General features: G+C 39.5%; 12 protein-coding genes. 6 read left to right on the plus strand and 6 right to left on the minus strand.

Going from position 1 to position 12,579, the window contains the following annotated elements:
* A partial coding sequence (locus EHW67_RS12415; protein WP_158285122.1) for a hypothetical protein occupies positions 1–197 on the minus strand: 197 nt, incomplete at its 3' end.
* 364 nt (positions 198–561) lie between these two features.
* Here EHW67_RS12415 and EHW67_RS12420 point away from each other — a divergent pair.
* The 3 genes from EHW67_RS12420 (at position 562) to trhA (ending at position 5,137) form a co-directional block, all read left to right on the plus strand.
* A complete protein-coding gene (locus EHW67_RS12420; RefSeq protein WP_126162718.1) occupies positions 562–2,454 on the plus strand; it encodes a 3-keto-disaccharide hydrolase in 1,893 nt (630 codons plus the stop codon).
* A gap of 16 nt (positions 2,455–2,470) precedes the next feature.
* A complete protein-coding gene (locus EHW67_RS12425) occupies positions 2,471–4,429 on the plus strand; it encodes a plastocyanin/azurin family copper-binding protein (RefSeq protein ID WP_126162719.1) in 1,959 nt (652 codons plus the stop codon).
* A gap of 90 nt (positions 4,430–4,519) precedes the next feature.
* Positions 4,520–5,137: a PAQR family membrane homeostasis protein TrhA gene (gene trhA, locus EHW67_RS12430; protein WP_126162720.1), complete on the plus strand. Its 618-nt coding sequence runs from the start codon at positions 4,520–4,522 to the stop codon at positions 5,135–5,137.
* On the opposite strand, the gene EHW67_RS12435 is transcribed toward trhA, so the two are convergent.
* Both EHW67_RS12435 and EHW67_RS12440 read right to left on the minus strand, forming a co-directional pair.
* Positions 5,134–5,562, minus strand: coding sequence for a DUF4268 domain-containing protein (locus EHW67_RS12435; RefSeq protein WP_126162721.1), 429 nt, complete (start codon positions 5,560–5,562; stop codon positions 5,134–5,136). The two genes, trhA and EHW67_RS12435, sit on opposite strands and share 4 nt — an antisense overlap.
* 122 nt (positions 5,563–5,684) lie before the next feature.
* Entirely contained in the window at positions 5,685–6,356 is a 672-nt protein-coding gene (locus EHW67_RS12440) for a ZIP family metal transporter (protein WP_126162722.1), read from the minus strand.
* A 90-nt stretch (positions 6,357–6,446) separates the two neighbouring features.
* Here EHW67_RS12440 and EHW67_RS12445 point away from each other — a divergent pair, with 90 nt between their 5' ends.
* Positions 6,447–7,613 (plus strand): THUMP domain-containing class I SAM-dependent RNA methyltransferase, encoded by a 1,167-nt coding sequence (locus EHW67_RS12445; RefSeq protein WP_126162723.1) that lies wholly within the window; start codon positions 6,447–6,449, stop codon positions 7,611–7,613.
* A 66-nt stretch (positions 7,614–7,679) separates the two neighbouring features.
* Positions 7,680–7,910, plus strand: coding sequence for a hypothetical protein (locus tag EHW67_RS12450; RefSeq protein ID WP_126162724.1), 231 nt, complete (start codon positions 7,680–7,682; stop codon positions 7,908–7,910).
* Position 7,911: 1 nt separating this feature from the next.
* Here the strand turns inward: EHW67_RS12450 and EHW67_RS12455 are convergent, their stop codons facing one another.
* From EHW67_RS12455 to rlmD, 3 genes are read right to left on the minus strand one after another with little or no spacing between them, the layout of a single operon-like run.
* The gene (locus EHW67_RS12455) at positions 7,912–8,718 is read right to left on the minus strand and encodes a DUF6048 family protein (RefSeq protein WP_126162725.1); all 807 of its coding nucleotides are present in this window, start codon (positions 8,716–8,718) and stop codon (positions 7,912–7,914) included.
* Complete coding sequence (locus EHW67_RS12460) at positions 8,699–9,232, minus strand: DUF6452 family protein (protein ID WP_126162726.1); 534 nt, start codon at positions 9,230–9,232, stop codon at positions 8,699–8,701. The genes EHW67_RS12455 and EHW67_RS12460 overlap by 20 nt, the downstream gene beginning before the upstream one ends.
* Before the next feature lie 11 nt (positions 9,233–9,243).
* Positions 9,244–10,659: a 23S rRNA (uracil(1939)-C(5))-methyltransferase RlmD gene (gene rlmD / locus EHW67_RS12465; RefSeq protein ID WP_126162727.1), complete on the minus strand. Its 1,416-nt coding sequence runs from the start codon at positions 10,657–10,659 to the stop codon at positions 9,244–9,246.
* A 371-nt stretch (positions 10,660–11,030) separates the two neighbouring features.
* Here rlmD and EHW67_RS12470 point away from each other — a divergent pair, with 371 nt between their 5' ends.
* Positions 11,031–12,473 carry a sulfatase gene (locus tag EHW67_RS12470; protein WP_202911972.1) on the plus strand — a complete coding sequence of 481 codons (1,443 nt, stop codon included), beginning with the start codon at positions 11,031–11,033 and terminating at the stop codon, positions 12,471–12,473.
* Positions 12,474–12,579: the final 106 nt, after the last annotated feature.

Here is a 12,579-nt window from a genome sequence, read left to right on the forward strand (position 1 = left end):
AAGTGGGAGAGTAGGCCGCCGCCTTTTTTTTGAAGTCCCCTCATCATCAGATGAGGGGACTTTTTTTTTATACCATATCCAAAATAGGGCACGCCGCTGGCGTGATCAATTCCCGTATCCCTTCGCGCAGCACTTTGTTGGCGCTCAGGGACGGTCATTGATAGGCCGCCGCCTTTTTTTTGAAGTCCCTTCATCATCAGATGAGGGGACTTTTTTTTTATACCATATCCAAAATAGGCACGCCGCTGGCGTGATGGAATGTCCAAAGTCAAACTCCAAAGTCTGGATACTTTGTACAACGTGGGCATTTTCAAATTAACAAATCGCTAGTTTTATTCTTTAGCTAAACGTCATTTAAGGCAGATTTATCTACTGACACCTTACTTTTGTAAATGGCTTCAAAAAGTTACGAAAACCTTTTCGTAATCCATAGCCCTTGAGTTTAGGGGATTTGTTGAATTTTATTTAAGGGTATCACTGATGGATATTATAATGTTTTGGCATATAGTTATATATTTAAAACATGGAACTGCTGTTTCAAGTAACTAAAGCTTTAATTTTATGAAAACTCCATTACTTTTAGGTGGGTTGTTGCTACTTTTTCTTTCATGTGGCGATCGTCCATCCAAAGATATTGCGATAACCTCAGAAGAATCTCCAAAATTAAAGGACTATTTGCCCCTAACGGAGCTGAAATTGGATGATTTGTCCATGTTCAAGGTAGAGACTGGCAATTGGAAGATTGTTGGGGATGTGTATGTAGATAGATCAAAGGATAAAGTTTTAAAATCTTCCCCAGGAAAGGGAATTTTGGCCAATATTCCAGATGGAGAGGAAAATGCTGGACATATTTTTACAGATTTTGAGCATGGGGATATTGAAATTGAACTAGAGGTAATGATGCCCCGAAACTCAAATTCCGGTATTTATTTTCAAGGTAGATATGAAGTGCAATTATTTGATAGTTGGGGGGTAAAAGAGGCAACTTATTCGGACATGGGAGGTATCTATCAAAAATCAGATAGTGATACGGACGAAGGTTTTAAGGGTAGCTCTCCAAGTACCAATGCTTCAAAATCTCCCGGACTTTGGCAACATTTTAAAATTATCTTCCACGCCCCTAGATTTAATGATACTGGTGATAAGATCAAAAATGCTAATTTTCAAGAAGTCTGGTTAAACGGGGTTTTGGTTCAAGAAAATGTAGAGGTTACCGAGCCAACAAGAGCTTCAGCTTTTGAGGATGAAAAAGCAAGAGGTCCATTGATGATTCAAGGAGATCACGGTCCCGTTGCCATAAGAAATGTTAAATATAAAACCTATGAAGCTAGAAAACTAGCTTTAAATGATATGTACATGACAGAATACGAAAGTAATTCTGATATAATTGGAAGTTTGGATACGCTGACGCTAGTAGGTGAGGGAAAGGTAGATAGTATATCTGCCAATATGGTTACTGGAAATAGGGTAACAAGAATACTTAGTTATAAAGGGGAAATGGATGTCCCCAATACAGGGACCTATCTTTTTAATGTTGGATTAAATCATGGTGGTGCCTTGTTGATAATAGGTAAAGACACGGTTGTTGATCTAGATGGCAAGTTTACTTTGGATACGCCTGGCATAGGTAAAATTGAGCTTGAAAAAGGGAAAATACCGTTTTCCTTTATTTACAATAAAAATTATCCATGGTATAGTGGTTTTGGCATAATGGTGGAAGGGCCAGAAATGCAAAATATGCCTCTACACGCAAAGAACTCTTTAAGTTCATCCAGGAGAGGTTCCAAAAGCAATATTTTGATTGAGGTGGGAGAGGAACCCCTGACCCAGCGTGGATATATGATGCATAAGGGAGAAAAAAGAACTCATTGTATTGCCGTAGGAGATTCTGGTCATATAAATTATTCATATGATTTAAGTAGAGGGGCCATATTGCAAGTGTGGGAAGGAGATTTTCTGGATGTTACCCAAATGTGGCATCTTAGGGGGACTAATCAGTTGGCGGAACCAAAAGGATTTTCGGTTTCCTTTCATGGTGACCCAGATTTTATGGTTTTGGAGAATAAAGAAACGGTTTGGCCAGATAGCATTCCGTCCAACATTAAGTTTAGGCCATTGGGCTATGAAATGGGAGACAATGATTTGCCGGCTTTTTTACACCAGGAAGAAGGAGTGTCCATAAGAAATTCATTTGTTTCTTCTAAAGATGGTAGAGGACTTGTGCGTACCATCAGTATTGATGGGAATAAGGACATTTGGCATAAAATTGCCGAGGGTGAAACCATTAAAAAGCTCGAGGACGGTACATTCATCGTAAACGATGAGAGTTATTTTATTGATTTTTCTGGAAATGGCGATTTAAAACCTATCATACGACAATCCAACGGAAAGGACGAATTACTTCTAAAAATACCCGCAGGAAGTGGGAACATTACATACAATATTATTTGGTAACCCAAAACAACCAATTATGCAGATTTTAAGACAGGCAGTTTTCTTTGTATTCCTATTGGGAACAGTGCAAGCTACATTTGGACAGAAAAGCTCGGAAATGGCCAAAAAGGAAGCGGAATATTATAAAATAGTGGATGTACCAATTCCACAGGATATTGTGTTGGAAGTAGGAGGTTTGGCATTTACGGATGACGATAAATTGGGGGTGTCTACCAGAAGAGGAGAGGTATGGTTAATAGATAACCCGTATAGTCTAAATCCGGTTTTTAAGAGATATGCGCATGGGATGCATGAGACCTTGGGATTGGCCTATAAGGATAATGGTTTTTTTCTTTCCCAAAGAGGGGAACTTACTAGACTGGATGACAGGAACGGAGACGGAAAAGCAGATAGCTATAAAACCATATATTCATGGCCTTTGTCCGGGAATTACCATGATTACTCCTACGGGCCGTTAATTTTACCCAATGGGGACATGTTGGTCACCTTGAACTTATCTTGGATTGGCCACGGCGCCAGTTTGGTAAAATGGAGGGGATGGATGTTGAAAATTACACCTGAAGGGGAAATGACCCCTATTGCAACTGGTTTAAGGTCACCGGCAGGTTTCAATGTGAATGCAGAAGGCGATTACTTTTATACCGAAAATCAAGGCGATTGGGTAGGCTCTGGTAGAATGACCCATTTGGAAGTAGGTGATTTCGCCGGAAACCCCGGTGGTTTACGATGGACAGATGACCCTAAATCCCCATTAGACTTAAAGCCAGAGGATATTGAACCACAGTCGGGCTTGAGTCTTTATGAATACGCCAAAAAGGAACCGGCACTTAAGGCACCTGCTATCTGGTTTCCGCACACTATCCAAGGGATTTCCACTTCGGATATTCTATATGATACTACCAATGGAAAATTTGGCCCCTTTGAAGGTCAGATGTTTATTGGTGATCAAGGCCACAGTAAGATCATGCGTGTATTTATGGAAAAGGTGAATGGGGTGTACCAAGGGGCTTCCTTTTTGTTTCGCGAGGGGTTTTCCTCAGGTATATTGCGCATGATATGGGGTAGTGATTCCAGCATGTTTGTAGGTATGACCAGTAGGGGATGGGCCTCCACAGGAAAAGCTCCTTATGGCCTGCAACGGTTAGAGTGGACAGGGAAAGTGCCTTTTGAAATTAAAACCATGAAGGCATTGGACGATGGTTTTGAATTGGAATTCACGGAACCTGTAAATAAAAAGCTGGCCAGTGATGTTGCTAGCTATCAAATGAAAAGCTTTACCTATAAGTATCATAATGACTATGGTAGCCCTATAACGGAAGAACAACCAGTAATGGTTCACAAAGCCGAGGTTTCTGAAGATGGATTATCGGTAAGATTAACATTACACGGTATGCGACTGGGCTTCATCCATGAAATAAAGGCACCAAATCTGAGCTCAAATACTGGCAGGAAATTGCTGCATAATACTGGTTACTATACGTTAAATGAAGTTCCTGGTGGTGTTTTGAAGTCGCCTCAAATGACAGGGGTGGTCAAGTCGGGTAAAACTATTGTACAACCAAAAAGAGTGACAAAAATGCCCGCCGATTGGAATAATAAATCCGATCAAAAATTGATGATAGGAACCAAGCCGGGATTAAAATTTGATGTAGAGGAAGTACAGGTTAAAAGAGGTGTCAAAGTGGAACTTACTTTTAATAACAACGATGATATGATGCACAATCTGGTTATTACCCAAAAAGGCAAGGAGTCTGTTGATAAGGTAGGACAAATGGCCTTGATGCTAGGATTGGACGGACCGGACTATAATTATGTGCCCGATACAGATTTAGTTCTTTATCACACCGCAATTATGCAACCGGAAACTGCCGAAAAAATCTATGTTAAAATGCCGGAAGAACCTGGAGAATATTGGATAGTATGTACTTTCCCAGGTCACTCCTCTGTAATGCGTGCCAAGTTGATCGTAAAGTAAAATACTATTTGTTACGGGGGGCTATTCTACTTGAAAGTAGGAACAACTATTTTTACATGCCAATTGGAGACATTTCATTAATTTTAAGGGATGTTATCTAATGACGAAAGACTAAATTCACGGTCTCATGCCCTGGGAGTATTCCTAGGACTTATTGGCTTTGTGGTATTGTTCCTAAGCATTGACACCCAGGTGAAGTATAGCGCATTTTCTGTAGTTGTGTATAGTATCACTGTCTTACTTTTATTTACAGCTTCCACTATCTACCACGGCACAAGGGATGGAGACTTAAAAAGGAAGCTGCGCATTCTGGACCATATTAGTATATATTATTTAATTGCCGGGACCTATACCCCAGTAACGTTAATAATGTTGGAGAATTCCAACGGTTGGCCAATATTTTATACCGTATGGGGCATTGCAGCACTAGGTACCTTATTAAAGTTGTTTTTTACTGGAAGATTCGAGATGCTTTCTACCCTCTTATATTTGTTGATGGGCTGGCTAATTGTATTTGATATGGACAACCTAGTGGCCAGTTCAACTGCTATAGGTATTAACGCTCTGTTTTTGGGCGGCGCCTTTTATACCATAGGGATCGTTTTTTATGCCGTAAAACAAATTCCTTATAATCACCTTATATGGCATTTATTTGTTTTGGCCGGGGCTTGTTGTCACTGGTTTTTTATTTATTACGATGTGGTCTAAGGTCTAATGATATCCTCGTATTCCTTATAAAAGCTTTCCAATTGTTCCATGTTATTCCTTAGAAATACCATGGTTTCTTGCCAAGTATTCTTGTTATGGATGGATACATTTTCTTTGCTTACGGATATCCTTGATATTTCCTTTCCGTTGTCTAGGTATACCGTGTCTTCAAAAACCGCGCTAGGCAAATAATCTTCCTGTAATAATGATTTAAGCGAAAGCAATTTTTCCCATAATTCCATCCTTTTTTCTAAATCTTGATTTTCTATATCGATGGATACCATTGCCCTTTTTTTATCAAAATGAAACTTAAAGGCAAAATCCTTTATCTGGGTGTTGTACAGTATCCATTTTCTTGGAAAGGATTTTCCAAAAGAAACCCAGAAATCCTGGCGTAATCTTTTCGCTTCTTCTTTGCTGAACATTAATTGGTGTTAAAGTAAAATATATAAAATGTAGACTTAAACTATTGTTCACAAAAATAGTACAATAGCATTAATTGATAGGTTTTAATATAGTTTTGCTGTTTACATTTCCTATCAATACCCTATAACAAATAGGCTATGCCAATTCCCAGCATGATAACTACCAATTTGCGCAGGTTAAATTTATGTGCCTCGGAACTTTCAAAGAGGATAACCGTGGAAATATGCAGAAATACTCCTATTACCAGGGCATTCAAGAAAACCGAGTATTTACGGAAAATTTCAAAATTAGCAGCAAAATAGGTGCCTAGTGGCGTCATAAGTGCAAAGAGGACTATAAAAAAGAGTGCACTTTGGAGCTTTATCTTTGAGCCAATTAAAAAGATACTTAGAATAATGGCTATGGGCACCTTATGGATTAAAATTCCGTATAGAATGGTTCCATGGTCTTCTATGGGTAGTCCTTCTAAAAGGGAATGTAGGCATAGGCTAATGAACAGCATCCATGGGAAGCTAGATTTTTCGGCATCTATATGTACATGTCCATGTTCTGCTCCCTTCGAGAAAAATTCGAGAAAAATCTGTAGTAGGATCCCCAGCATAATAAAAACCCCTACCGTTTTGGGAGCTGCATGGCCATATACCTCAGGAAATAATTCAAAGACGGTAAGAGCCAAAAGAAAGGCTCCGCTAAAAGCCAATAGAAGTTTAAATACTTCTTTGTTTTTTGGTTTTGTGAAGTACACAAATACAAAGCTTATCAAAACCGCAAGAACTGGAAATAAATATTTCATTAGGGATTCATTATGGTATTGTACAAAATCACCATATTATTTAATTGGGGCCAAAATTAACGTATTTTTGCCGTAATCTTAAAGTTGGACATGAACAATAATTTTAAAATGGTAGCCAAGACCATGTTTGGATTCGAAGAAATCTTGGCGAAGGAATTGCGCAACCTTGGTGCTGGCAATGTTAAAGAGGGGGTGAGGAGCGTTTTTTTTGAAGGAGATACCGGATTTATGTACAAGGCAAACCTTTGTTTGAGAACCGCCATTAAAATTGTAAAGCCCATCCATTCGTTTCGGGTTAGAAATGAAGACGATCTTTATAGGAAAATATATTCCATGGATTGGTTTAACTACCTTTCTATTGATACCACTTTTGCAATTGACGCCACTGTTAATTCCGATAACTTTACCCATTCCCTATATGTTTCCCAAAAGACTAAGGACGCTATTGTGGATAAATTTAGGGATACGGATGGCAGTAGACCCGATGTGGATATAAAATTTCCGGATGTTAGAATCAACATCCATATACAAAACGATCAATGTAATGTGGCTCTGGACTCCTCTGGAAGGTCTTTGCATCAAAGAGGGTATAGAACTGCTACCAATATAGCTCCCATTAACGAGGTGTTGGCTGCAGGTCTTTTGCTATTGAGTGGATGGGACGGTCAATCCGATTTTCTGGATCCCATGTGTGGTAGTGGCACATTATTGACGGAGGCAGCCATGATTGCATGTAATATTCCGGCCAATATTAATAGAAAGGAATTTGCCTTTGAGAAATGGCACGATTTTGACGCCGATCTTTTTGATAAGATAATAGATAGTAGTTTAAACAAAACACGGGAATTCCATCATAAAATAGTTGGATATGACAAGGCACCTTCTGCAGTTAGAAAGGCCCAAGAAAATGTGGTTAATGCCAACTTGTCCGACTATATTACTATTGAAAGAAAGAATTTTTTCGACACTGAAAAGTTTACGGAAAATCATCTGCATATGGTGTTCAATCCACCCTATGGGGAACGTCTGGATATTGAAATGGAAGACTTTTATACCGATATAGGAAATACCCTGAAAAGAAATTACCCAGGTACGGATGCCTGGTTTATAACCTCAAACTTGCAAGCCTTAAAATATGTGGGTTTAAGACCATCAAGAAAAATAAAACTTTACAATAGTCATTTGGAGTCCAGATTGGTCAAATATGTCATGTACGAGGGGAGTAAAAAGGCCAAATTTAATAAGAGAGAAGAATAAAAGTCGTACAGATAATATATAAATAGCTATGGGATAGGCCTGTGTAGCAAATATTAAATAATACTAATGAAACCAAAATATAAGGCGCTGTTATTAAATTTTGTGGGTTTTGCCATTTTATTTATTGCCATTAGACTTTTAATAGGGTTCTTTTTTTCCTTACATCACCTTGTTTTGGCTGTTGTTGCAGCTCTTGGAGCCAGTATATTGGCACCAAAATTTGCTGTAGTTAAATCATCAGGAAAGGAGAAGCTAATGATGAAATGGGTTTTTATAAGGGGTTTTCGAGAAATTTAGATTATTCAGCACCTAGTTCCTCTTCTTTCTTTTCCTCTTTTTTATCTTCAAGCTTTTTTGCTTTTTTGTACAGAGGTAAAAAATAGGTGATAGAATAATTGTAGCCAACCCCGAAATTACTTCCATCCGTCACCTTATTGAATCCGGGAATCCAGAGATTTGGAAAGTCATCCGACTCTTTATTGCTGACCAAGAAACCAATCCGCACACTGGCTCCAAGATATATATTGGCAAAGAGCTCTGCCTTTACCCCAACCACAGCTTCCAACCAGCTTGCGGACAGACCGCTAAACTCTTGGGCTATATCGGACCCGGAAGCAAAGCCATTAACGGCATTGGCGTCAGGGTTAATTTGGTAATCCGGATCGGTCCAATACCTATTGGTGTCATAGATCTGATAGTTGTTCATGGTTTGGCTAAAACTACTATAGGCATATCTTCCCCCTACATGTATGGAGTTGTTCATGCCATACCAATTGCCATAGGTGTTATAGTCTACCCCTAGTTTTAAATAACTTCCTGAAGTTGTAAAATTGTACAGGTCCTCTTGCTTGGTATTCTTTTCGTTGCCTAGTTCTGCTGCTATATAAAGCCTGTTCGTTAGCCGGTAGTCCCCTACCAATTCCAGACCTGTATAGTCGTCGTTTATAAAGGAAAGCAAGGGTTTGCTTAGGTCTATTCCAAACCGAATTCCGTAGGGATCGGTGTGGGCAACGGTATCTTTTGGTTGCAAGTCTATGGGCTTGGTCTGTGATAAACCTAGCAAGAACCCAAAGCACATAAAACTACTAATGAAATATTTTAACATGGGCTTCTGTTGAATTTTCTACCAATGGGCTGATGATTTCAATGTCCTTGATCCAATTTTCTGCTTCCGCTTCCAAGTCGCTCTCCAGGTTTTCAAAATTGGCAATATACCCACATGCCCTGGAAATAAACTTGTCTTTTCTAGTGTAATTAAAATATAAGGTGTCCACATCCCCACCTTCCAAGGTAACTGTGTTTCCTTCCGAATCCTCTTCTTCAACGTCCGAAGAATTTTTAATGAAATAGAATCCGGTAGTATCTTCAGAAACTTTTAAAGGTATGGAAATAGAATCCAAAGTGCTTCTGTCCGTTATAGTGGTCACAGTGGTGTTCTGTCCTACTCCTATTATTCTCAATGAGGGGACAGTTTTTAATTCGGTGGGATTATCGATATCATAAAATCGTATCACTAAAAGGGGGGTATCCCCGTCTATACAAATATCGTCTTTTTCGCAAGCCCAGAAACCACTTATTAGGGCCAGAACAAATACGCTTAGGATTTTGACTTTTTTCATTGGCGATAGCACTAGCTGATCCTTTTTTTCAAAAGTACAACATTTTCAACATGATGGGTTTGTGGAAACATGTCTACCGGCTGCACCTTTGTTATTTCGTAATCTTCTTTCATAAGTTCCAGATCCCTGGCCTGGGTAGCACTATTACAACTAACGTAGACCACTTTGTCTGGAGCTATATTTAATATTTGTTGCACTACAGCGGCATGCATACCGTCTCTTGGGGGATCTGTAATGATAAGATCGGGTTTGCCGTTTTCTGCAATAAAATCGGGGTTGAATACATTTTTCATATCTCCCACATAGAAGTCCACATTATCAATCTTATTTCTAGTGGCATTGGCTTTGGCATCAGCAATGGCTTCGGGAACGGCTTCTATTCCAACCACTTTCTTGGCCTTTTTGGCCACAAATTGTGCTATGGTTCCCGTGCCCGTATATAGATCGTAAACCAGTTCTTCTCCCGTTAGTTCGGCAAAATCACGGGTTATCTTGTAAAGCTCATAGGCCTGATCGGAGTTGGTTTGATAAAATGATTTGGCATTAATTTTAAATTGAAGCCCTTCCATTTCCTCAAAAATATGATCGCGACCAGAAAAACATATTATTTCCTGATCATAAATGGTGTCGTTTTGTTTTTGATTGATAACATACAACAAGGAAGTTATTTCTGGGAAGGTATTGGCCAGGTGGTTCATAAGAAGTTCCCTTTTTTCCAAATGATCCTCATAGAACTGTACCATGACCATAATTTCACCTGTTGAAGAGGTACGGATCATCACTGTGCGCAGCATGCCCCACTGATTACGGGGATTAAAAAATGTGATTTTATTTTTAATGGCAAAGTCCCTTATCTCCAACCTAATAGCATTGGAAGGGTCTTGTTGTAAATGGCATTTTTTGATGTCCAATATTTTGTCCCACATACCCGGAATATGGAAGCCTAAGGCATTTTTGTCTTCTATTTCCTCCCCCGAATTGATTTCCTCCAAGCTCAGCCATCGACTATCAGAAAAGGAGAATTCCATCTTGTTCCTATAGAAGTATTGTTTCTCAGAGCCTAAAATAGGTGTAGTTTCCGGTAACTCAAGATGACCAATTCTGCGGAGGTTATTCTCCACTTCCTTTTGCTTATAGAACAACTGGTGCTCATATCCCATGTCCTGCCATTTACAGCCACCACAAACCCCGAAATGTTCACAAACAGGGGTGGTTCTTTTGTCGGAATAGGTATGGAAATTAGTGGCTACGCCTTCAAAATATGCTTTCCGTTTTTTGGTGGTCTGTACGTCCACGACATCTCCAGGAACGGTATTGGTCAAAAATATTACCCGACCATCCGGGGCCTTGCCAATGGTCTTTCCTTTGGCTCCGGCATCTACTACTTCAACGTTTTCAAAAACCTGTCTTTTTTTCTTTCTGCGCATGGGGCAAAAATAGGAGATTTTTTCAGGAATGCCACTGCATTTTAACATAGTCTTGCTGCAAACTTTATTATTCTCGTTTTTTGGCGTTTTATAGGACAATCAAAATTTAAAATAGCACATGGAAAGCTATAGCACGGTTTTTAGATCTACTAATCTAATCATGGAGTTTCTTATATATAATGGGCTTTTATTAGAAGTATGGGCATAGTTGAAGTATGTAGCCTACAGCATTTACAAGCAGTATGTTTAAAATTTATGTTTTGATAATTTAAAAACTAGTATTACTATTACTATCAAATTAAGCCTAGCTCTGATGATATTCTACCCAAGCAATAAGTTGGGTATTAAAAGAGCGTATCAATTATATATAAATGAAAAAAATTATCTTCTGTTTAATGTGCTTCTGTTTTGTTTATGGAAAGGCACAACGCAAAAAAAGCTTAAAAAAACCCAATGTTCTGTTTATTATAGCCGATGATCTAACCGCAACGGCCGTGTCATCCTATGAAAATGTAGCAGCAAACACCCCTCATATAGACCGCTTGGCGTCTGAAGGCACCAAGTATACCAGAGCCTATACACAGTATCCCGTATGTGGACCTTCGCGGGCCTCCTTGCTTTTTGGATATTACCCCAATGCTACTGGCACCTATGGATATGTAAGTGGCAGGGATAATGTGGGAGCATCCAGAAAGTCACTGCCAGAATTGTTTAAGGACAATGGTTATTATACGGCAAGGGTAAGTAAGATTTATCATATGGGGGTACCAATAGACATTGAGACGGGCTCCAATGGAAAGGATGATGAGGCCTCTTGGACAGAGCGGTTTAACAGTCAAGGTCCGGAATGGACTGCAGAAGGAGAAGCAGAATTGGTACAAAACAACCCTTACGGACTAAAGCCTCGGAAAGGGGGCAACGTAATGACCATTGTAAAGGCCGATGGGGGCGATTTGGTACACTCAGATGGCAAAACAGCGGAGAAGGCCATGGAGCTGCTTAAGCAGAATAAGAAAAAGCCTTTCTTTCTGGCGGTAGGATTGGTAAGGCCGCATGTGCCATTTGTGGCACCCAAGGAATATTTTGAGCCTTATCCCCATCAACAAGTTGTATTGCCCCCTAAGGTAGAGAATGACTGGGATGATATTCCGGCCAGAGGAATAAACTACGTTACCAGTGTAAACGGGAAAATGTCCGAAGAACAGGAGAAAAAAGCGGTAGCAGCTTACTATGCTTCCGTATCCTATATGGATGCCCAGGTAGGAAAAATTCTAAGGACGCTAAAGGAAGAGGGATTGGAGGATAATACCATTGTTGTTTTTACTTCGGATCATGGATTTCATTTGGGAGAGCACCGATTTTGGATGAAGGTAAGCCTTCATGAAGAATCGGTTAGGGTCCCTATGATCATTAAAGTCCCAGGTAAGACTCCAGCGGTTTGTAATTCCTTTGCCGAACTGTTGGACCTATACCCAACATTAGCCGAATTGGCGGGACTTAAGGCTTCAGATGCACTACAGGGTAAAAGTTTGGTAAACACCATGGACAATCCAACAACTAAAGTAAGGGAGTATGCATTTTCGGTAACTCAAGGAGGGAAATCATTTTTAATTCGTAACCAGAAATGGGCGTATATCCAATATGATGAGGATGCCGGGGCCGGAATGGAACTTTTTGATATGGAACACGATGCTAAGCAGTACAATAATTTGGCATATAATCCACATTATGCCAAAGTTGTGGAAACCATGAAAAGGACGTTGCAGGAAAAATTAAAGGAGGTAAGAACCAATGATTTAGATATTCAATATTAATAGGATTAGTGTAAATATTATATCAAACAGAATGTGTAATAAGACCTATCTCCTTAGATTCATCTTTTAATGGTTAGAGTAGCGTGTATTAGTTGTACTCTTTGCA

This window comes from Arenibacter aquaticus (genome assembly GCF_003957295.1).
Lineage (GTDB): Bacteria > Bacteroidota > Bacteroidia > Flavobacteriales > Flavobacteriaceae > Arenibacter > Arenibacter aquaticus.

Coding starts and splice junctions, on each gene's coding strand:
- EHW67_RS12460 (WP_126162726.1), bottom strand. CDS start 9,232: ATGAAAAAAGTCAAAATCCTAAGCGTATTTGTTCTGGCCCTAATAAGT.
- EHW67_RS12450 (WP_126162724.1), top strand. CDS start 7,680: ATGAAACCAAAATATAAGGCGCTGTTATTAAATTTTGTGGGTTTTGCC.
- rlmD (WP_126162727.1), bottom strand. CDS start 10,659: ATGCGCAGAAAGAAAAAAAGACAGGTTTTTGAAAACGTTGAAGTAGTA.
- trhA (WP_126162720.1), top strand. CDS start 4,520: ATGTTATCTAATGACGAAAGACTAAATTCACGGTCTCATGCCCTGGGA.
- EHW67_RS12455 (WP_126162725.1), bottom strand. CDS start 8,718: ATGTTAAAATATTTCATTAGTAGTTTTATGTGCTTTGGGTTCTTGCTA.
- EHW67_RS12445 (WP_126162723.1), top strand. CDS start 6,447: ATGAACAATAATTTTAAAATGGTAGCCAAGACCATGTTTGGATTCGAA.
- EHW67_RS12435 (WP_126162721.1), bottom strand. CDS start 5,562: ATGTTCAGCAAAGAAGAAGCGAAAAGATTACGCCAGGATTTCTGGGTT.
- EHW67_RS12440 (WP_126162722.1), bottom strand. CDS start 6,356: ATGAAATATTTATTTCCAGTTCTTGCGGTTTTGATAAGCTTTGTATTT.
- EHW67_RS12470 (WP_202911972.1), top strand. CDS start 11,031: ATGAAAAAAATTATCTTCTGTTTAATGTGCTTCTGTTTTGTTTATGGA.
- EHW67_RS12420 (WP_126162718.1), top strand. CDS start 562: ATGAAAACTCCATTACTTTTAGGTGGGTTGTTGCTACTTTTTCTTTCA.
- EHW67_RS12425 (WP_126162719.1), top strand. CDS start 2,471: ATGCAGATTTTAAGACAGGCAGTTTTCTTTGTATTCCTATTGGGAACA.